We start from the raw sequence: 20468 nt of genomic DNA, 5'->3' as shown, positions 1-20468 counted from the left end.
GCCTGCGCGGAATGCTCAGCGCAGGCCGCGCACGGTGTGTTTCGGTGCCGCTTCACCGGTGATCGCCACGGTCACGTCGATCGCGTCGGCAGTGGCTCTCACGTCGTGTGTGCGGATCAGCGCCGCTCCCTTCTCGATGGCCAGCGCGGTTGCGGCGATCGTCCCGTACAGTCGATCCTGTGGACCGACCTCGCCGATGGACTCTCCCACGAAATCCTTCCGTGAGATCGCCAGCAGCACCGGGTAGCCGGTGGCGGTGAACCGTTCGAGTTCGCGCAGCAGCCGCAGCGAATGGTACGTGTTCTTCCCGAAGTCCGGAGTGGGGTCGATGATGATCCGGTCTTCGCGGACCCCTGCCGCACGGGCCGCCTCGGCGAGCTCGATGACGCCGGAGACGGTGGAGTCGACGACGTCACCGGCCTGCAGACCATAGCGGTTGCGGTGGGCGTCGGTGCGCGGATCCAATCCGCCTGTGTGGGAGCAGACGATGCCGACATCATTCCGGGCGGCCACCTCGGCGAGCTTCGGGTCGACCCCTGCCCAAGTGTCATTGAGCAGTCCCGCGCCGGCCCTGCAGGCTGCCTCGGCCACCTCATGGCGCCAGGTGTCGACGCTGATGAGCACGTGCGGGTGGGAGCCCGCGACGGCTTCGATGGTCGGGCACACGCGGTCGATCTCCTCGGCCACGGAGATCTCCCGACCGCGGCCGGCGCGCACACCTCCGATATCGACGATCTCGGCACCGGCGGAGGCGGCGGCCCCCACCGCAGCGATCGCCTCATCGAGGGTGGCGGCAGATTCGTAGAAGGAATCGGTGGTGCGGTTGATCACGGCCATGATCGCCGGGGTTCCGCGCCGGGCCCGGGACAGCTCGAACCGTTCGGCCTCCGGCTGGCCGGCGGCGTCACCCCTCACGGTCGGCCGTTCGCAGATGACGACACCGCGGAGTCCGTGCGGTGTCCCGGTCCGATCGCGGCAACGACTTCGTCGATGTCGTCGGTGAGCGTGAACATGTCCAGATCCGCTTCGCTGATCGTCCCAGCGGCCAGAAGGGTGTTCTGCATCCAATCGACGAGCCCGCGCCAGTAGTCAGCGCCGACGAGCACGATCGGGAATGACGTGATCTTGCCGGTCTGGACCATGGTGAGGGCTTCGAACAGCTCGTCGAGTGTGCCCAGGCCGCCGGGCATGACGACGAATCCGCGCGAGTACTTGAGGAACATGGTCTTGCGGACGAAGAAGTAGCGGAAGTTCACGCCGAGTTCGACGTGCTCGTTGAATCCGGTTTCGAAGGGCAGCTCGATGCCCAGCCCGATGGACACTCCCCCGCCCTCACAGGCACCGCGGTTGCCGGATTCCATGATTCCGGGTCCCCCGCCGGTGATGATCGCGTTGCCGCTCTCCGCAAGGCGGCGGGCGATCTCTCGGGTGTCCGCATACGCCCGGGTGCCGGCTTTCAGACGGGCAGACCCGAAGATCGACACGGCCGGGCCGATCTCGGCCAGCGAGCCGAATCCTTCGACGAACTCGGCTTGGATGCGCATGACCCGCCACGGGTCCTCATGCACCCAGTCGGTGCCGGACTTCGATTCGAGGAGACGCTGGTCCGTCGTCGTCTTCGGCACCTGGTCACCGCTGAGACGCAGCGGGCCCTTGCTGTAGTAGCCAGGGTCGCCGGTAGGGTCGTCCGTCGAATCGTCTGTCGGGTCGCCGGTCGAATCGTCTGTCGATCTGGTCATCTCATTCACCGGCCCTGAAGGTAGCTGCGCAGAGTTGCGGTGGCCTGGTCCACCTCGGCGACTCTCACATGCTCATCCGACTTGTGAGCATACAGCGGGTTGCCGGGACCGAAATTCACCGCCGGAACTCCCAGTGCGCTGAATCGGGACACATCGGTCCAGCCGAGCTTCGGGGCCGGGGAGAGTCCGAGCGTATCGATGAAGTCCTGGGCGATGGCCCTGTCGAGTCCGGGGCGCGCACCTTCTGCGGCATCGGTGACGACGACGTCGAATCCGGTGAAGAACTCGCGCAGGAAGGACTCTGCCTCGGCGGCGGATTTGCTCGGAGCGAAGCGGTAGTTCACGGACACGACGCATTGGTCGGGCACGACATTGCCGGCGACTCCCCCGCGGATATTCACCGCGGACAGGGATTCGCGGTAGTCGAGGCCGTCGACCGTGACGGTGTCGGTCTCGAATTCGGCGAGACTGGTGAGCACCTCGGCGGCGGAGTGGATGGCGTTGACGCCCATGAATGCACGTGCCGAGTGGGCGCGGACTCCGGTGGTGGTGACGTCGACGCGGATGGTTCCGTTGCAGCCGCCTTCGACGGAGGCGTTGGAGGGTTCGCCGAGGATCGCGAAGTCACCGGTGAGCCAATCGGGGTGATTGCGGGAGACGCGGCCGAGCCCGTTGCGTGAGGCATCGACCTCTTCGTGGTCGTAGAAGACCCAGCTGACGTCGCGATTAGGTGCAGTCAGCGCGGCCGCCGTGGCCAGCTGCATCGCCACTCCGGCCTTCATGTCGCAGGCGCCCCGACCCCAGATGACCTCATCAGCGGGGTAGTTCTCTCCGGTCATATGGGTGCGCACAGGCGGAAGATTGTCCTCGACGGGAACGGTGTCGAGGTGGCCGGCGACGACGATGCGCTCGGCCAGCCCCAGGTCGGTGCGCGCGATGATGGTGTCTCCGTCGCGGAGGATCTCCAGGTCCGGGCCCGGCCCTGCGCTGATCCTCTCCAGCACGTCGACGACGGCATCTGCGAGGACGGTTTCGTGCCCCGACACGGATTCGATGGCGCACAGACGACCGGTGAGTTCGGCCGGGTCGCCCAGTGCGGCGAACAGGTATTCACCTAGGTCTACGGCGGGCGCGAATATGGCATCAGTCTCAGCAGATGGATCGACAGTCATGTCTCTTAGCCTAGTACGGCGCCACCGTCTAGGCTTGAGGCATGACAGAACGCATTGTTTCCGCACGCGGACTCGCCACGATCCATTCCGACACCGTCCTCTCCGTCTGGTACCCCGCCTTGAGCACCGGTGATACCCACGACACCGCCGAGGCGGCCGCCACCGCCCGCGCCGCCGACGACGGACTCGACGCGCTCGGGGGAGCCGATGAGGCCCGCGGCACCCGGTCAGAAGTCGTCACCACCACAATCGATCTCGACGCCGGTCCCGCCTCGGCGGCCGATGCCTACCTGCGTCTGCACGCACTGTCCCACCGCGTCGTGACCCCCAATGACGTCAACCTCGACGGCATCTTCGGGCATATCGCCAATGTCGTGTGGACCTCCTTCGGCGCCTGCTCGCCCGAGGACTTCGAGGCCACTCGCGCCAAACTGCTCGCCCGCGGTCCCGTCGCCGTATACGGACTCGACAAGTTCCCGCGGATGACGGACTTCGTCATCCCCTCCGGTGTGCGCATCGCCGATGCCGACCGTGTCCGTCTCGGCGCCCATCTTGCTCCCGGCACCACCGTCATGCACGAAGGCTTCGTGAACTTCAACGCCGGCACCCTCGGTTCGGCCATGGTCGAGGGCCGCATCTCGCAGGGCGTCGTCGTCGGCGACGGATCGGACATCGGCGGCGGAGCTTCGATCATGGGCACGCTCTCCGGCGGCGGCACTCATCGCATCTCCATCGGCTCGGGCAGCCTCCTGGGTGCCAATGCCGGAGTCGGCATCTCCATCGGCGATGACTGCATCGTCGAAGCCGGTCTCTACATCACTGCAGGCACCCGCGTGACGGTCGCCGGCGAAGGCGATGCCGTGGTCAAGGCCGCCGAACTCAGCGGGAAGAACAACATCCTCTTCCGCCGCAATTCGGTCACCGGCGCCGTTGAGGCGATCGCCCGCGACTCCAAGGGCATCGAGCTCAACCCCGACCTGCACTGAGTCAGACGCCGCACTGCCGCTGAGGGCGCGTTCACATCATGTGGACGCGCCCTCAGCGCATTCACTCCTCGCCGACGCCAGGCATCCCACATGCTTCGCGACGAGTCACCCTGCCGGCGGCAAAACACCGTGCGAGTGCCATATCGCCCGGTTACTACAGGGGATTGCGGAACGAAAGGTGATGAATGCACAAGCAGCTGTATGAACAGTCACCAGCGGTGAGAGTTGCTGCCAGCGGCAGAAGCAACGTGGTGCCTTCGACAGTTCTTCGCCGGGAAGCCCCGCATCACCCACCCGTACTTGCATACCACAGTGTTCCTGCAGGTGGATGTGGCAGGAAGGATGATGGATGCGTCAGCACCTGTAGGACAAGCCTCCTGCGACGCGAAGTGGCACTACCGGTGCGGGATGGGGAAAGAGCGGCTGCACGAGACGGCAAGTGAATGCGCAACGGCGCCGGGCAGAAGATTCTGCCCGACGCCGTTGCGTCTGCCGGGACTCAGCGTTCGCTGATGTCCTTGTAGTTCCGGTTGTATTCGCCCGTGTAGATCTGGCGGGGACGGCCGATCTTCGTCTCGGGGTCCTTGATCATCTCGCGCCACTGAGCGATCCAGCCAGGCAGACGACCGACCGAGAACAGCACAGTGAACATATTCGTCGGGAATCCGAGGGCCTTGTAGATGAGGCCCGTGTAGAAGTCGACGTTCGGGTAGAGCTTGCGCTCGACGAAGTAGTCGTCTGCCAGCGCGATCTCTTCGAGCTGCTGAGCCAGCTCGAGCAGCGGGTCGCCGCCGGAACGGGCGAGAACCTCGTCCGCGGTCTTCTTGATGATCTTCGCGCGCGGATCGTAGTTCTTGTACACGCGGTGGCCGAAGCCCATGAGACGAACGCCGTCTTCCTTGTTCTTCACGCGTTCCATGAACTTCTTCGGTCCGTCATCGGAGGCCGCGATCTGTTCGAGCATCTCGAGCACGGCGGAGTTCGCGCCGCCGTGCAGCGGTCCGGCCAGGGCGTTGACGCCGGCCGAAATCGACTGGAACACGTTGGCCTGCGAGGAGCCGACGAGACGAACCGTCGAGGTCGAGCAGTTCTGCTCGTGATCGGCGTGGAGGATGAAGAGCTGATCCATGGCCTTGACTGCCAGCGGATCCGGTTCGTATTCCTCAGCGGGAACGCCGAAGTTCACGCGCAGGAAGTTCTCGACCAGGCTCAGCGAGTTGTCCGGGTGGATGACCGGCAGCCCCATGTTCTTCCGATGCGCAAGTGCAGCGATGGTCGGCATCTTCGCGAGCAGACGGAAAGACGACGTGTCGATCTGGTCTTCGTCAAAGACATCGAGGTCATCTTGGTAGAACGTCGACAACGCCGCGACGGCAGCTGCAACCATGGGCATCGGATGAGCGTCGTACGGGAACGCACGGAAGAAGCGCCTCAGGTCCTCGTGGACGATGGTGTGCCCGCGCAGGCGAGCGTCGAAGGCATCATATTGTTCCTGAGTCGGCAGCTCACCGTAGATAAGGAGGTAGCAGACTTCGACGAAGTTCGACTGTTCCGCGAGCTGTTCGATCGGGTACCCGCGGTACTGCAGCTCACCGTTGTCACCATCGATGTAGGTGATGGACGACGAGGTGGTTGCAGTGTTGGCAAACCCTGGATCGTATGTGACCGCGCCGGTCTCTTTGAGCAGAGAACCGATACGGTATCCGTTGTTGCCCGCTGTTGCTGACACCTCGGGCAGTGTCAGCTCCGTATCAGCGATCCTGAGGTTCGCCTCCGAAGTCATTCGATCTCCTCACCGTTGACCGACCCCAAGAACTTCCTGAGGTGTTTTGCACAGTTCTTTCACAGACTACCGACAACTGCGGGAATCAGAAAATCACTGCACGCTTCATTTACTGGTTGGTAATACTTCTGACCAGGGCAGATAACTGTTTTTCGCCCTGCATGAAGTCTGAGCAGGAACTTTGCGGACGCTCGGAAACCGTCGACTTCCCCGCGCCGTGCCCCGCGCTCGCAATCATCTCGCGGCGGCCCGAAGCCGCTCGGCAGCGGCTCGAATGCGTTCGTCGGTGGCGGTCAGCGCAATTCGCACATGGTCGGCGGCTGCCGCTCCGTAGAACTCGCCTGGACCCGCCACGATGCCGAGTTCGGCGAGGTCGGCAAGGGACTCCCAGCAGTTCTTGTCCGCGGTCGACCACAGGTAGAGACCGGCGGTCGAATGGTCGATGCGGAATCCGTACGCTTCGAGACCAGTTCGCAGCTGCTCGCGCCGCGACCGGTAGGTCTCCTTCTGCGCCAGCACGTGCTCGGTGTCTCGGAGCCCTGCGACCATGGCTTCCTGAATCGGGAACGGCACGATCATTCCCGCGTGCTTGCGTGAGCGGGTGAGATCGGAGATGAGCTCGGCGTCGCCGGCGACGAACGCCGCGCGGTAGCCGGCGAGGTTCGACTGCTTCGACATCGAGTACACACTCAGCACGCCGGCGTTCGACTCCCCTGCGGCCTTGAGCACACTCGGCGCCGGCTCATCGGATTCCCAGTTGAGCAGTCCGTAGCATTCGTCCGACGCCACGACGACTCCGGCGCCGCGAGCACGGCGAACCACCTCGGCGAGGGGGTCGACGTCGAGGACCTCACCCGTCGGATTGCTCGGGGTGTTGATCCACAGCAGACCGACGCCGTCCAAGGAGGCTCCGTCGACGACCTGAGCTGCGTCGATGCGGCGGCATTCCACCCCGGCGATGGTCGCCCCCATCTCATAGGTCGGGTAGGCAGCGGAGGGGCAGGCGACGGACAGTCCTCGCTCGCGCAGTCCCAATAGGGTCGGCAGCCAGGCCACGAGCTCCTTCGAGCCCACAGTCGGCAGGATCTCCGTGGCGGGATCGAGCCGAACCGAATGCCAGTTCTCGTACCACCAGGCGACGGCTTCACGAAGCTGTGCTGATCCTGCGGTCGTCGGGTAGCCGTGCGCATCCCCTGCGTCCGACAGCGCACGCCGGATCACCTCGGGGGTGGGGTCGACCGGAGTGCCGATGGAGAGGTCACACACTCCCTCGGGATGCTCGGCGGCCCGGTGACGGTATTGCGTGAGACGGTCCCAGGGGTAGTCCGGGAGGTTCAGTCCGAAGGCGTTCGTCATCGGTCAGTCGTCGTGGTTCTGCGGCGGCAGAGCGGAGATGATCGGATGGTCCTTGCCGGTGTTGCCGAGCTTCGCGGCACCGCCGGGCGAACCGAGGTCATCGAAGAACTCGACATTGGCCTTGTAGTACTCCTCCCACTCATCGGGCACATCGTCCTCATAGAAGATGGCCTCGACAGGGCACACCGGTTCGCACGCACCGCAGTCGACGCATTCGTCGGGGTGGATGTACAGGCTGCGTTCGCCCTCGTAGATGCAGTCGACGGGGCATTCGTCGATGCAGGCCTTGTCCTTGAGGTCGACACAGGGCTGGGCAATGATGTACGTCACTGGGCTGACTCCTCGAAAGACTCACAGATGGTGCGCATGTACCTCCCACAATACGCCTCCTCTCGATTCCCGTGACCACCGGTCCCAGGTGATTCGCATTGCATCTGACCTCGCCGCTGCCGCCTGCGCCCGACCGGGACGTGCGTGTCATAGGGTGGAAGGGCATCAATTTCGCGGAGGAAGGCCAGAAGTGGACGATCTGCAGCCCGGCAGACGAGTGGTCGTGCGGTATTCCCTCGACCCCGGTGATACCCATTCGACGTCGGATGCCCTCGGCGTGGTCACAGCCGTCGACGAGGCGGGGCTCGAGATCGATACCAAGCGCGGTCCCCTGCGCATCGCACGCGACCAGATCCTTCTCGTCCACGAGGTGCCCCCGGCTCCGACGAAGGCCGGGCCCACGCATGAGGTCGTCTCTGCCGTGGATCTGCGGCGCATCTCGGCCGCCGCCTGGCTTCCTCACGACGTGTCCTGGCTGCACGTGGAGAATCTGCGCAACGAAGGCACCGAGGCGGCCGCCGAGGTCAGCCTGCTGCAGAAGGGCTGGCTGCTGCGCCATTCGGAGTCCGCGACCCGCCGAGCCAATTCGTGTCTGCCCATCTCCGACACCGGTCTCGGGTGGGAGCAGGGGCTCGACGCCGTCGAGGAGTGGTATCGAACCCGAGGCGAGCCCGGTCGCGTTCAGATCTATTCGGCCGACGATTCGGCCGCACTGGCTCCCGAGTGCGACGGGCTCGCTCCCCTGCTCTCGGCCCGCGGCTACACCCCCTCAGAGGCCACCCTGCTGCTCACCGGCGCCACGAGCGAGGCAGCCGGCGGCGTGTCTTCCCCCGCCGAGGCGGCCGCTGCCGGTCTGCTCATCGACGTGAACGATGCACCGTCCTCCGAGCACTTCGCCGCGTGGACGTCGCAGCGCAGCCCTGGTGAGGAACCGGGTTCGGCTGAGGCGTTCAAGACACTCATCGAAGCCGATCAGCCGTGTGAGTTCGTCACTGCCTACGCCGAGCATCCCGACGGATCCCGATCGATGGTGGCGGCATGCAGAGTGGTCGAGCGCAGCAAATGGGGAGTCATCACCAACCTCATCACCCGTCCCGATCTGCGGCGCCGCGGTGCCGGGCGCTCGGTGGCCGCAGCTGCGGCGGCGCTGCTCGCTCAGCGCGGGGTTCGGTCCTACCTCGTCGACATCGAGTCGAGCAATGAGGCATCGTTGAACCTCTTCGCCTCTCTCGGCGCGACTGTCCGCCATCGGTCCTGGTACGCCGAAGCTTACTGACCGGTCAGCCGGCCGGAATCCTGCTGCGAGGGCTCAGCCCTGGCATTCGACCTTGTTCACCGGCCGGTAGACCGTGGTGAATCCGTCCTTCGTGGTCTGACCCGAACTGATGTCCTTCATGGTCCGGGTGATCCGGATCGACCAGCCGCCCTTCGGCGACTGCGGGGTGCACGACGGTCCGCTTTCGGTGATCGAACCCGGTGAGGTGTGGTTGAACCGATCCGAGGCGCCGGCCGACACATCGTACTTCTTGACGCCGAAGACCTTCGCATGGACCTCTCCGTCCTTGAGGTACATGTCGAGAACGACCGGGGTCTTCGAGTTGTTCGTGAACTTCATATCGATCGAGGACCAGTCGAGGGTCGACTCGCGGCCCTCCGGATAACGGGAGATATAGCGCGAATGCGCCTGGTGTTCGTCGAGGTCGAATCCGGCGAAGAACGCGGCATTGAACAGTGTCGTCGACACCTGTGAGACTCCGCCGCCGTAGTCTTCCTTCATCTGACCTTCGGAGATCACGCCGGCAGGCTTGTAGCCGTTCGCCGCTGTGCGCTGGCCCAGAGCTTCGTTGAGGGAGAACTGCTCGCCGGGCTGAAGCACGGTGCCGGAGACCTTCTTCGAAGCCACCCGCAGGTTGGTATCGCGGTTGGGTTCGGAGTTGTACCCGGTGGAGAAGTGAGACACAGTGTCGGAGACATCGGCCTTCTTCGCATCTTTCGTGGTGAATTCGGGTTTGACGGAGGCCAGGGTGACGCTCGGTTTGTCTTCCTTGCCGTTGATGGCGTCGGTGACCGCTCCGGTCAGCTCCTTGGCCTTGATGCCGATGCCGTCGCGAGAGGGCACGACCTCGGGCTTGCCGTCCTTGATCTCGAAACTCGCGTCCTCGGCCGGTCGCCCGATGTCCTTGTTCGCAGCCAGCACGGATTTCTGCAGAGCTTCCTGGTCGAAGACGGGCGTGAGCTTCGAGTCCTCGGCTTCGAACGTCAGAGTCTTCGCAATGGTCTTCGGGGACACGGTGAGGTCACCGCCCTTGACCTCGGAGTCCGCATCCTTCCCAGGCTTCGCCGTGATCGTGAGGTCCTTGCTCACGGCGTCTTTCGCGAATCCGTCGGCCATGTCTTCGGCTTCGGCCGTGGTGATGTCGGGTTCGACGCTCGTCGGGCTGACCGGCAGAGCATCCTCGGTGCGTAGCCAATGATCGTCGACGGCGGAGCGCACGGCGGCGGTGTCGACGGTCTGCCCGCTCGTGCCGTCCTTGACCTTCGGGGTGGTCTTGTCGAACTCGAGTTCGGCGTCTGTCGGTTCGACGGCCAGTGATTCGGTGACCGTCGCCGTTGCCTTGTCGAACTTCTCCTCATCGACCTTGATGACGGGGTCGACGTCGTCATCACCGAAGAGCCGGTGCCAGATGACGGTGGGATCGAGGCTGAAGCCGGTGATGCGCTCGACTGTCGCTTCCGCGTCGAAGGTGATTCCGGCCTTCTCCGGGTCGAGCTTAGCGGTCGGCTCTCCGGCCTTTAAGACGATGGCCTTCTCCGCATCATCGCGCAGATCATTGCGCAGGGTGGTCTCGGCGTCTGTCGCGGACTTGCCGCCGATGTCGATTCCGGCCACGGTCGTACCCGGTGCCAGCATTCGCCCGCTGAAGAAGCCGATCACTACGTAGACGGCGGCAAGCACGAGAACGGCCATGAGGATGATGGGCCAGATCTTCTTCTTGCGGGCATCGCTGTCGGACGGGTCGGGCCCGCCTGCGTTCGAGGTTCCATCGGAAAAGGTATTGGTCGGCATCATTCTCCCGAGGGTGTCGATAACGACTGATTCGGTGCGGTTCGCACGAGTCTAGCGAGTGCGATCGTGCCCGCGCACGTTGATGAAGGAGAAGGCAGCGGCCAGGACCATCGGTCCGAGCAGCCACACAACGGAACGCAGCAGTCCGGTGACGATCATATCTGCGCCGGGCAGCCACTTCGGCTGGCCGAAGACGAAGGACAGTACGGCGATGATCACGGCGGCGACCAGCATCGGGGCGCTGCTGCGATACATCGTCTTCAGATGCCACAGGCCCGCCGCGGACAGAGCCAGGGCCAGCACGAGTCCCCAAGGCAGGATGATCGGGGTCTCGCCGAGGTTGACCACAGTGACGTTGAGATGCTGCATGGTGCCGAGGAAGGCAATGAGCAGGCCGAGCACAGCGGAGTGGAGGTAGGCGAAGATCCCCGGTTTCCGCGGTGCGCGACTCCGTCGCAGGGGCTGAGCCGCTGTATTCTCCTGAGCTTCGACCGCTGCGATGTCGAGGCCGGTGAGCACGTGCGGGGCCGGTCCGGTGTTGAGGATCTCGGACGGGATCGGAGTGCCTGCCCCGATCGAGAAGTATTCGCGGTCGCCGATCCTCTGACCGACACCGTTCGACAGGGCGAAGAAGCCGCCGGACACGCTCACCTGGGTGCGATGAGCCTCGAGTGCCGCCCGTTTGGCCGACAGCACCGAGGCGACGTCCTGGTCGACGACGATCTGACCGACCGGTGGTTTGGCCGGGATCGTCTCGGCGGCAGCGAAACCGGTCTCGGCGAACCCGTCCTGGTTGGGGTCGAACGATCGGCGGGCCACCTCGGTGGGGGTGTCGACGCACAGGAGCCGACCGGTCCGCCACTCGGCGAGGTCGACGGCCAGACTCGTGGCCTCGTGCACGCGCACATGATCGGGGTGGCCGTAGCCCCCGTTGGCGGCGTAGGTGATGACCGCATGCGGTTCGAAGGCATCGATGACGGCGGCGATGTGTCGGGCCACCGTCGTGATGTCAGCTGCGCACAGGGCATCGTCGGTCATCGACACCGCTGGTCGGGCGTGCCCGTCCGGTCCCCATTCCATGCCCGAATCCTCGAAGGTGCGCGTGGTCCCGCCGAGGAACGCGTGCAGTCGCACCCCGAGGGCGCGCATCGCCTCGGCGATCTCCTGCTCCCGGGCCCGGGCGAGACCGGCCCGGTCGCCCTCGAGCTGCTTCAGCTCTGCGGGGATGACCTCGCCGCCCTCACCGCGGGTGGCGGTGAGCACCATGACCTCGGCACCCTCGGAGACCAATGCGGCGATCGTGCCGCCCGTCGTGATCGTCTCATCGTCGGGATGAGCGTGCACGAGGAGGACGCGTGGCGTAACAGTCATTGGTTCCTGGGTGCTCGAGGTCATTCGGTGCTGCCGGATCAAGGATTCCGGCTCAGGCGTTCTGGCGGCGCATCTTCGCGTAGAGCTTGGCGCGTTCCTTCTGATCGAGTTCGACCTTGCGGATGCGGATGGCACCCGGGGTGACCTCGACGCACTCGTCCTCACGAGCGAACTCGAGGCTCTCCTCGAGAGTCAGCTTGCGCGGCGGAGTGAGGTTCTCGAAGCTGTCAGCCGATGCCGAACGCATATTCGTCAGCTTCTTCTCCTTCGTGATGTTGACGTCCATGTCGTCGGCGCGGGAGTTCTCGCCCACGATCTGGCCCTCGTAGACCTCGGAGGTCGGTTCGACGAAGAAGGTGCCGCGGTCCTGCAGGTTGATCATCGCGTACGGGGTCACCGTTCCGGCGCGGTCGGCCACGAGAGAGCCGTTGATGCGGAACTCGATATTGCCGGCCCACGGTCCGTATCCGGCCGAGATCGTGTTCGCGATTCCGGTGCCGCGGGTCTCGGTGAGGAACCGAGTGCGGAAGCCGATGAGGCCGCGGGCGGGAACCTTGAACTCCATCCGCACCCAGCCGGTGCCGTGGTTCGTCATCGTCGACATGACGCCCTTGCGTGCAGCCAGCAGCTGAGTCACAGCGCCGAGATAGTCCTCCGGCACGTCGACCGTGAGCTCTTCGAAGGGCTCGTGGACCTTGCCGTCGACCTGTTTGGTCACGACCTGAGGTTTGCCGACCGTGAGTTCGAATCCTTCACGGCGCATCTGCTCGACGAGGATGGCCAGAGCCAGCTCACCGCGACCCTGGACCTCCCAGGCGTCAGGGCGTTCGGTCGGGACGACCTTGAGCGAGACGTTGCCGACGAGCTCCTGGTCGAGGCGGTCCTTGACCATGCGGGCGGTGACCTTCGTGTTCTTCTCACGGCCGGCCAGCGGGGAGGTGTTGATACCCACGGTCATCGAGATCGCCGGATCGTCGATGACGATCGCCGGCATCGGCTTCGGATTGTTGATGTCGGTGAGCGTGTCACCGATCATGATGTCGGGAATGCCGGCCACGGCGACGATGTCACCGGCCGAAGCCTCCGTGGCGGGCACTCGGTCGAGGCCCTGGGTCTCGAGCAGCTCGGTGATCTTCACCGAGCTGATCTCGTCACCGCGTGCCCAGGCGACCTGCTGGCCCTTCTTCAGCGTGCCGCCGAAGATGCGCAGCAGCGCCAGACGACCGAGGAACGGCGAGGCATCGAGGTTCGTGACGTGTGCCTGGAGAATGCCGTCGGAGTTGATCTCCGGTGCCGGGATCGTCTCGAGGATCGTCTTGAACAGCGGTTCGAGGTCGGGGTTGTCCGGGACCGCTCCATCGGCGGGCTGTTCGAGGGAGGCGGCACCTGCCTTCGCGGAGGCGAAGACGACAGGAACGTCGAGGACCGAGTCGACGTCGAGGTCGGGGACTTCGTCGGCGAGGTCGGAGGCCAGTCCCAGGAGCAGATCCTGGGCATCCTCGACGACTCCGTCGATGCGGGCATCGGCACGGTCGGTCTTGTTGATTACGAGGATGACGGGCAGCTTCGCGGCCAGCGTCTTGCGCAGGACGAAGCGGGTCTGCGGCAGCGGACCCTCCGATGCGTCGACGAGGAGGACGACGCCGTCGACCATGGACAGCCCGCGTTCGACCTCTCCGCCGAAGTCGGCGTGGCCCGGGGTGTCGATGACATTGATGACGATGGGGTCCTCGCCGGCCGAAGGACCGTTGTAGAGGACAGATGTGTTCTTCGCGAGAATGGTGATGCCCTTCTCACGTTCGAGGTCGCCTGAATCCATGACGCGTTCGGCGAAGTCGCCGTGTTCGCTGAACACACCGGTCTGCCGGAGCATGGCATCGACCAGCGTGGTCTTGCCGTGGTCGACATGTGCGACGATTGCTACGTTTCGGCGGTTGTCCCGTCGTGTGATGGCTTCAGTCATCTAGAACCTTTTTGAGATAGAGAGATCGGTCCAGCCCGGACCCAAAAGACAATTGTACGGCCACCCGCACGCTCTCGCGTGCAGGTGGCCGTCAGCTGGGGCGAACTCAGGCGTTCATCGTGGCCTCGAGGACCGCGTCGCGGGCCTCGCGGCGCTTGCGCTGCTCCTTCGGGTCCGGAACCGGAACCGCAGACAGCAGACGCTGTGTATAAGGGTGGACCGGATTGGACACGACCTGTGAGGACTTGCCGATCTCGACGAGGTAGCCGTGGCGCATCACCGCAATACGTTCGGCGATGCGTTCGACCACGGCCAGGTCGTGGCTGATGAACAGGCACGCGAAGCCGTACTCCTGCTGCAAACCTTCGAACAGGTCGAGGACCTTCGCCTGCACGGACACGTCGAGCGCCGACGTCGGCTCATCGGCGATGAGCAGCTTCGGTCGCAGAGTCAGAGCACGGGCGATGCCGATGCGCTGGCGCTGACCGCCGGAGAGCTCATGCGGATAGCGGTTGCGCATCGAGGTCGGCAGTTCGACCGCGGTCAGCAGCCCCTCGACCCGCTTGCTCAGCTCCGGGCCCTTCAATCCCTCATGGAGATAGAGCGGCTCACCGATCGACTCCCCGACCGGCAGTCGCGGATTGAGTGAGGAGCCGGGATCCTGGAATACGATTCCGACTTCCTTGCGCAGAGGCCTCATCTGCTTATTGCTCAGGCCTTTGATGCTCGTGCCGTTGACGACCATATCGCCTTCGACCGTGGGCAGCAGCCCCAGAGCTGCGCGCCCGATCGTGGTCTTGCCCGAACCGGACTCTCCCACCAGGCCCACGACTTCGCCCGGGGCGATCATGAGGTTGATGTGGTGAGCGGCACGGAAGGCCTTCTTCCGACCGATCGCGGGATACTCGATCGCGGCGTCACGCAGCTGCAGTGCCGAAGGCTTCGAGAAGTCCGCCTGCGAACCGGGATGGTAATACGTGTCCGTGGAGTCCATCTCGATGTCGGGGCGATCCGGTTCGGTCGCCTGGGCACGCGCCTCGGCCACGGCCATATCGGCCGCCCCGGCCTCGGAGAGAGCGTCGCCGCCTTCGCCGGCCTCCGGCCGCCCCACCGGGTCATCTACGTGCGAGACCTGGTCGGAGCTGATATCGGACAGCGAGGCTCTGACATCGCCGACACTGCCGCCGAATACTTCGCCTTCGTTACCCGCGCCGAGGTGGGGCACAGCCTCGAGGAGCTGCTTCGTATACGGATGCTGCGGATGATAGAAGATCTCCTCCGCGGTGCCCGACTCGACCACCTTGCCGGCGCGCATGACGATGATGCGGTCGGCCATATCGGCAACCACGCCCATATCGTGCGTGATGAGGATGATCCCGGCATCGAGCTTCGACTTCAGCTCACGCATGAGCTTGAGGATCTCGGCCTGCACCGTGACGTCGAGCGCCGTGGTCGGCTCATCGGCGATGAGCAGCTTCGGCTGACAGGCCAGAGCCTGCGCGATCATGATGCGCTGACGCTGACCGCCGGAGAGCTGGTGCGGGAACGAATGGAACCGGTCTTCGGGATCCGGGATCTCGACGAGCCGCATGAGCTCGAGGGCTCGTTCCTTGGCTTCCCTGGGTCCGATGTCGAGGTGGACGCGCAGCGTCTCCACGATCTGGTACCCGGCGGTGTAGACCGGGTTGAGCGCCGTCATCGGCTCCTGGAAGATCACGGAGATGTCGTTGCCGCGCACGGCCTGCATCCTCTCCGGCGGCATCCCGATGAGCTCACGTCCGCCCAGCTTCGCTGAGCCCGTCGCGCGGCCGTTGCTCGGCAAGAGGCCGAGCAGGGACATGCTCGACTGCGACTTGCCGGAACCGGATTCGCCGACGATCGCGAGCACTTCACCGGCGTTCACGGTGTAGTCGAGGTGCTCGGCGGCCATCCACCATTCGTCGCTGACCCAGAACTGGACTCCGAGGTCGTTGACCTCGAGGATCGGGGAGCCCTTCTTCGGTTGGGTATCTGCTGTCTTCCCGGCCATCACTTCGCCTCCTTCTGTGCCATGCGCTCGGCCTTTTTCATCTTTCTCCAGCTCGGGATCGTCTTCATCCGCGGGTCGAACGCATCGCGCAGGCCGTCGCCGATGAAGTTCACGCACAGAGCGATGACGATGATGAACAGGCCGGGCCACCAGAACAGCCACGGGCGTGTGGCGAAGGAGGTCTGGTATTCGCTGATGAGCTGACCGAGCGAGATGCCGGGCGGTTTGATGCCGAAGCCGAGGTAGCTCAGGGAGGCTTCGAGGACGATCGCCTGGCTCATGATCAGTGTCGTGTTGACGATGATGACGCCCATGGCGTTGGGCAGCATGTGCTTGAACATGATTCGGAAGTCGCTGGCTCCGGCCACACGGGCCGAATCGACGAACTCCCGTTCGCGCAGAGACATGAAGTCACCGCGGACGAGTCGCGCGAGGCCGACCCAGAGGATGCAGCCCAGCGCCACACCGAGCAGCGGGCCGTTCGCTCCGCCGACGAGCACACCGAGGATGGAGCCGACCACGATAACCGGCAGGATGACGAAGCCGTCGGTGATGCGCATGAGCACCGAATCGACCCAACCGCGGTAGTAACCGGCGACCGCGCCGACAACTGTGCCGATGATCAGGCACACGATGCCGATGATGAACATGACGACCAGGGAGATCTGCGTTCCCTTCATCACCCTGGCGAAGTTGTCACGACCGATCTCATCCTGTCCGAACGGATGGTCGCCGAGCGAGAAGAAGTTCGCCAATGACCACGTGGGGGCACCCCCGGGGTTGACCACGGGCCCGGAGGCCGTATGGCTGAACTTCCACCAGCCTGGCACAGCACCGAAGCCCTGTGCGCTGAAGGCGAAGATCGCCACCAGCACGAGGACGACGATCGAGATCATCGCGCCTTTGTGGCGAAGGAACTTGCGCAGGACGATCTTGCCCTGGGAGAGACCTTCGGTCTCCTTCGACTCGATCGCATTGTCCCCGACTTCGTCGAGGGCGAGAGCGTTCTGTTTGTCGTTGTTGGTACTCATGCGTTCACTCGGATTCTCGGGTCGAGGACGGCGTAGAGGAAGTCCGCGACCAGGTTGGCGATGATGGCGAGCAGGCCGGTGATGAGGATGTAGGCCATGACCGGATCAAGCTCCGCGTTGCGCAGCGAGTCGATGAAGAGCTTGCCCATGCCGTTCCAGCCGAAGATCGTCTCCGTGATGACGGCGCCGCCGATCATCGTGATGATGTCGACAGGGATGACCGAGGCCAGCGGCAGCAGCGCATTGCGCAGTGCGTGGCGCATGATCACCGTACGTTCGTTGAGGCCTTTGGCTCGTGCCGTGCGGATGTAGTCCTGTCCCATGACCTCGAGCATCGAACCGCGGGTGTAGCGGGTGTAGGAGGCGAAGGAGATGAGGACCAGCGCGATCGACGGGAGCAGCAGGTGAGTGAACGAGTCGAGGTTCGTGATCCAGAAGTCTCCGTCGATGTTCGGCGCCGACGCGCCGATCGTCGCGATCGGACGATTGTTGATGGCCGGGTCATCGGAATACTTCTGCCAGCCCTGAAACACTTTGTCGGCGAAGATGAGCACGGCCACGATGATGGCGGTGAAGCTCGTTGTGCGTGCGGTGTCCCAGGGATCCGGACCGCGGAACGCCAGACCGATGCCGATCGCGACGGCGATCGCCACGATGAAGAGCCCGAACATCCACAGCCAGTTCATGTCGACGTAGTAGAAGAGGTTCATCAGCGGCCAGTACAGGAGCGCGCCGACGACGACTGTGGTCAGCGAGGCGTAGAGCACCCGGCGGTTCTTCAGCCCCGTCGACAGATACGTCATGACGATGGCTGCGCCGGCTCCGATGACGATCACACCGAGGAGGCCGATCGACGGGTGCTGCATCCAGCCGCTGGCGAGGATGTAGTAGATGGTGGCGAAGGTGATGAGGGCTGCGGCGAGGAAGGTGATGATGCGGCGCTTCGCGCTGCCGCCGAGCGCACCCATCCAGAACAGTCCCATGGCCACACAGCCGATGATGATCGGCCACCAGGATTCCAGGGTCGGATCGTTGATGAAGTTGTTGATGTCGATCGCCCCGTACTGCTTGAGCAGCACCGCCACCCAGAAGACGGGCAGCGAGTAGAGGAGGAACGAGACGAAGGTGATGAAGTAGTCGAAGCCCGAGTACTGGCGGATCGCCGAGATCATGCCCACGGCGATGCCGAGGATGATGGCCACGATCGTCGAGGCGGTGATGAGCTTGATCGTGTTGATGATCGCACCCTGGAGCTGGTCGGTGACCTCCTGGCCCGACTTCCAGGCGATGCCGAAGTCACATTGGCCGATGGCGCAGCCGCCGACGCCGGCCAGCCACTTGAAGTAGCGGACGATCGCGGGGGTGTCGAGGTCGAGGAGCCTGCGACGCGACTCGTAGAGGGCCTCGATGTTCGGTGAGGTGCTCGCACGCAGGTCCCAGAAGAAGTCGAGGGCGACGTTGAGCAGCAGGTAGAGGACGAAGGTGACGACGAGCAGCACGAGCGCCGTCGACAACAGTCGTCGGAGGATGAATCTGATCATAATGGGGCTTCCGTTTCAATCTTCCGAAAACGCCGCTGTGGGGACCACACAGTGATCCCCACAGCAACAAGGCTGGAGAAGAACCGATCGCGTCAGACGCGGATCAGTTGACTTCCCACTCCCAGTAGTTCCAGAAAATTGTCGGCGAAACAGTAGTCGACTTGGCATTCTTCAGCTTGTCCCGGTAAATGACGAGCTCTGGATGCTGGAACAGCGGTGCGCCGAAAGCGTCCTCGGTCAGCTGCTTTTCCAACTCGGTGGACAGCTTCGCATGCTCGGATTCGGGAGCTCCGACGATCTTGTCGAGAATTTTGTCCGTCTTCTTGTTCGAGTAGCCGCCGTAGTTGTTCTGAGCACCGGTGCGGTAGTTCGCATCGGAATCAGTGATACCGGTCGACTCCGATTGCCAGCCGAACAACGAGACGTCGTAGGTACCGTCGCCGAGGCGGGTGCCCCAGTTGACATCGCCGACGTCCTTGATCTTGAAGCCGGCCTTCTCGGCCGATTCCTTGATCAGCTGGAACTCCTGCTGACGACGCGAGTTCGTATTGTCGTACATGACGCGAACTGTCGGGCTGGAGACTCCGGCCTCCTTGAGCAGCTTCTTCGCACCGTCGACGTCGACTTCCTTGAGGTCTTCCATACCGTTGCCCTTGACGATCTCGTCGTACATTGGGGAGCCGGGAACCTGATTGAAGGAGTCACGAGTGACGGCCTTGTCATTGAGGGGCTTGATGATCTTGTCGACGATGTCCTGACGAGGGACGGTCCTGAGGAAGGCCTGACGAACCTTCTTCGCCTTGTCCTCGTCTCCGCCGTTGGCGGCCGGGTCGAAGGGTCCCTTGTTATCGAAAGTGAAGTCGACATGCTCATAGGTCGCACCATCGGCAGAATCGACGTTGACGCCGTCGATGTCTTCCGCGGCAGAGAGCACGTCCGCGGTCGCCTGCGGCTGGGTGAAGTCGACCTCGCCGTTCTCGATCGCCTGAACCATTGCCATCGGATCTCCGTTGTAACGGACGGTCACGGTGTTGACCTTCGGCTTGGTCGGGCCGGTGTACTTGTCATCGAGTTCGAGGGTGACGTACTGGCCCTCTTCGAACTTCGTCATCTTGTACGGGCCGTTATGCACGAGCAGGTCCTCGTCCTCCGGCATCGAGGTGAAGTCGAACCCCGTGTTCCAGGTGTTCGAGATCTTCGAGAGCTTCTCGGTGTCCTTGTCCTTGATGGCCTTGAGGATCGCTTCCTTGCCCTTATCCGGGTCGTCGATCCCGAGAGCCTTCTTCGCAACAATATGGGAGGGAACTCCCACTCCGTTGGGCCCGATGCCGGCGAATCCGGTCTGCCAATCTGCGAACGGCTTGGAGAACTCGAAAGTGGCTTCCTTACCGTCGTCAGAGATCTCGGGGAAGTCCTTGACGAGTTTAGGGCCGATAGACGCCGAGTCGAAATAGACCGTCTTCGCGTCGTTCTCCTTCACCGATCCGTCGTCTTTGTTGTTCGATTCGACGGTGTTGAAGTTCGACGACGTGGCCGCCCAGGTCAGAGCGAGGTCCGCTGCGTCGACAGGGGTGCCGTCCGACCACTTTGCGTCGTCGTTGAAGGTGTATTTGATCTTCAGCGGGTCATCGGAAACCTTCTCAAGGTTGCCGAGGGCACCGTCCTGGACCTCGAGGTTGTCGTCGTAGTAGCCGAAGTTGTCATTCATCATATAGGTGAGAATGGCGTTCGACACAGCGTTGCCGTTGGCAGTCTGTGTGTTCATCGATCGGAACGATTCGTTCCAACCGATGTTCAGCTGGGAGTTCTTCGAAGACTCTTCGTCATCGCCTCCGCCAGGGGGTGTGCAGGCGGTGAGCACCATTGCGGCGGCAGCCACAGAGGCACCAGCCGCGAGGAAGCGCTTGTTCACGTTCTCTCCTTGTTGTTCTAGGGCGAGTCACCCTCGTACTTGCACCCCAAGTCCGGAGTGCATTCCGGTCACAGGCAACGGGTCGGCAGGGGCCGAGACACGTGTGACCGCGTTCATGTTTTTCACATGGAATGCATCAAAGTTAATCCACCGGTGACTGTGACGGAGTCCACATAATGAGCAAATTT

Annotated in this window: 15 protein-coding genes; 2 read left to right on the top strand and 13 right to left on the bottom strand. The window is 63.7% G+C overall.

Features of this window, described 5'->3' with window-relative positions:
* Positions 1-15: 15 nt before the first annotated feature.
* Genes folP through dapE form a run of 3 tightly spaced genes read right to left on the bottom strand, consistent with a single transcriptional unit; the run spans position 16 to position 2911 of the window.
* Entirely contained in the window at positions 16-915 is a 900-nt protein-coding gene (folP, locus tag ACTIIH_RS01195; protein WP_441450120.1) for a dihydropteroate synthase, read from the bottom strand.
* Positions 912-1739: a TIGR00730 family Rossman fold protein gene (locus ACTIIH_RS01190; RefSeq protein WP_441450119.1), complete on the bottom strand. Its 828-nt coding sequence runs from the start codon at positions 1737-1739 to the stop codon at positions 912-914. The genes folP and ACTIIH_RS01190 overlap by 4 nt, the downstream gene beginning before the upstream one ends.
* Positions 1740-1744: 5 nt before the next feature.
* Complete coding sequence (gene dapE / locus ACTIIH_RS01185; protein WP_441450118.1) at positions 1745-2911, bottom strand: succinyl-diaminopimelate desuccinylase; 1167 nt, start codon at positions 2909-2911, stop codon at positions 1745-1747.
* A 41-nt stretch (positions 2912-2952) separates the two neighbouring features.
* On the opposite strand from dapE, the gene dapD reads away from it, so the two are divergent.
* A complete protein-coding gene (dapD, locus tag ACTIIH_RS01180) occupies positions 2953-3897 on the top strand; it encodes a 2,3,4,5-tetrahydropyridine-2,6-dicarboxylate N-succinyltransferase (protein ID WP_441090466.1) in 945 nt (314 codons plus the stop codon).
* Between the two features lie 499 nt (positions 3898-4396).
* Here the strand turns inward: dapD and ACTIIH_RS01175 are convergent, their stop codons facing one another.
* From ACTIIH_RS01175 to fdxA, 3 genes are all read right to left on the bottom strand, one after another.
* On the bottom strand, positions 4397-5680 hold the full coding sequence (locus ACTIIH_RS01175) for a citrate synthase (RefSeq protein ID WP_101544913.1): 1284 nt from the start codon (positions 5678-5680) through the stop codon (positions 4397-4399).
* 234 nt (positions 5681-5914) lie between these two features.
* Complete coding sequence (gene dapC / locus ACTIIH_RS01170) at positions 5915-7036, bottom strand: succinyldiaminopimelate transaminase (protein WP_441450117.1); 1122 nt, start codon at positions 7034-7036, stop codon at positions 5915-5917.
* A 3-nt stretch (positions 7037-7039) separates the two neighbouring features.
* Positions 7040-7366 (bottom strand): ferredoxin, encoded by a 327-nt coding sequence (gene fdxA / locus ACTIIH_RS01165; protein ID WP_025776980.1) that lies wholly within the window; start codon positions 7364-7366, stop codon positions 7040-7042.
* A 190-nt stretch (positions 7367-7556) separates the two neighbouring features.
* Here fdxA and ACTIIH_RS01160 point away from each other — a divergent pair, with 190 nt between their 5' ends.
* Entirely contained in the window at positions 7557-8642 is a 1086-nt protein-coding gene (locus ACTIIH_RS01160; protein ID WP_441450116.1) for a GNAT family N-acetyltransferase, read from the top strand.
* A 33-nt stretch (positions 8643-8675) separates the two neighbouring features.
* On the opposite strand, the gene ACTIIH_RS01155 is transcribed toward ACTIIH_RS01160, so the two are convergent.
* The 7 genes from ACTIIH_RS01155 to ACTIIH_RS01125 form a co-directional block, all read right to left on the bottom strand.
* Positions 8676-10436, bottom strand: a complete 1761-nt coding sequence (locus tag ACTIIH_RS01155; RefSeq protein WP_441450115.1) for a VanW family protein — start codon at positions 10434-10436, stop codon at positions 8676-8678.
* Positions 10437-10484: 48 nt separating this feature from the next.
* The gene (locus tag ACTIIH_RS01150) at positions 10485-11804 is read right to left on the bottom strand and encodes a PIG-L family deacetylase (RefSeq protein WP_441450114.1); all 1320 of its coding nucleotides are present in this window, start codon (positions 11802-11804) and stop codon (positions 10485-10487) included.
* Between the two features lie 52 nt (positions 11805-11856).
* The gene (typA, locus tag ACTIIH_RS01145) at positions 11857-13767 is read right to left on the bottom strand and encodes a translational GTPase TypA (protein ID WP_441450113.1); all 1911 of its coding nucleotides are present in this window, start codon (positions 13765-13767) and stop codon (positions 11857-11859) included.
* 106 nt (positions 13768-13873) lie between these two features.
* Complete coding sequence (locus ACTIIH_RS01140) at positions 13874-15796, bottom strand: ABC transporter ATP-binding protein (RefSeq protein WP_441450112.1); 1923 nt, start codon at positions 15794-15796, stop codon at positions 13874-13876.
* Positions 15796-16827, bottom strand: coding sequence for an ABC transporter permease (locus ACTIIH_RS01135; protein ID WP_101553887.1), 1032 nt, complete (start codon positions 16825-16827; stop codon positions 15796-15798). Before ACTIIH_RS01135 ends, ACTIIH_RS01140 begins: the two co-directional genes overlap by 1 nt.
* Positions 16824-18368, bottom strand: a complete 1545-nt coding sequence (locus ACTIIH_RS01130; RefSeq protein WP_101553886.1) for an ABC transporter permease — start codon at positions 18366-18368, stop codon at positions 16824-16826. Before ACTIIH_RS01130 ends, ACTIIH_RS01135 begins: the two co-directional genes overlap by 4 nt.
* 103 nt (positions 18369-18471) lie before the next feature.
* Positions 18472-20280 carry an ABC transporter family substrate-binding protein gene (locus ACTIIH_RS01125; protein WP_441450111.1) on the bottom strand — a complete coding sequence of 603 codons (1809 nt, stop codon included), beginning with the start codon at positions 20278-20280 and terminating at the stop codon, positions 18472-18474.
* Positions 20281-20468: the final 188 nt, after the last annotated feature.

The sequence above is a fragment of the Brevibacterium sp. genome, from assembly GCF_052105255.1.
GTDB classification, from domain to species: Bacteria; Actinomycetota; Actinomycetes; order Actinomycetales; family Brevibacteriaceae; genus Brevibacterium; species Brevibacterium linens_B.
This window is presented reverse-complemented; position numbering and strand designations above follow the sequence as displayed.